Source organism: Methylobacterium sp. E-041, assembly GCF_022829665.1.
Taxonomy (GTDB): domain Bacteria; phylum Pseudomonadota; class Alphaproteobacteria; order Rhizobiales; family Beijerinckiaceae; genus Methylobacterium.
The window spans coordinates 1-462 of record NZ_JAKSYQ010000297.1; the positions used below are offsets into that span (position 1 = coordinate 1).

Annotated in this window: 1 protein-coding gene; it reads right to left on the reverse strand. The window is 50.9% G+C overall.

Features of this window, described 5'->3' with window-relative positions:
* Window positions 1–314 precede the first annotated feature (314 nt).
* Complete coding sequence (locus tag MKK70_RS28050) at window positions 315–455, reverse strand: sugar transferase (protein ID WP_409568336.1); 141 nt, start codon at window positions 453–455, stop codon at window positions 315–317.
* Window positions 456–462: the final 7 nt, after the last annotated feature.

The following is a 462-nucleotide window of genomic DNA, read 5'->3' on the forward strand; positions in this document are numbered from 1 at the left end:
GATTGTAGTCAGCGTACCATTCTGCCTCATGGTTGCTCCACAATGTCCGATCGCCGTTTGCAAATGTCGTTGAAAATTTTGACAGATCCGCCGAAGTTGTCATCTCAGCATCAAATGTGAGATGGTAACCAGTTAGATCGACTGAATTAGACATACAGCAAGAACCATCGGGCGTGAGATTGACGGCAGGAGCGTTGCGGCTGGGGTTCGGTGTCTTATTTCAGCAAAATAATACATATTAATACAAACACAATAAGGCTAAATTACGTAGTCAGCCTGTAGCAATTTAGACACTGACGAAGGATGTGATTGGTCTACTTGCTGCCGCGTTGAGCCAGGACCGCCGGGATCGTGCGCAGCATGATGGCGATGTCGCGACCCAGCCCCCAATGCGTAGCGTAATCGAGATCCAGCGCCACCCGCTCGGCATACGAACAATCGCTGCGCCCCGACACCTGCCAC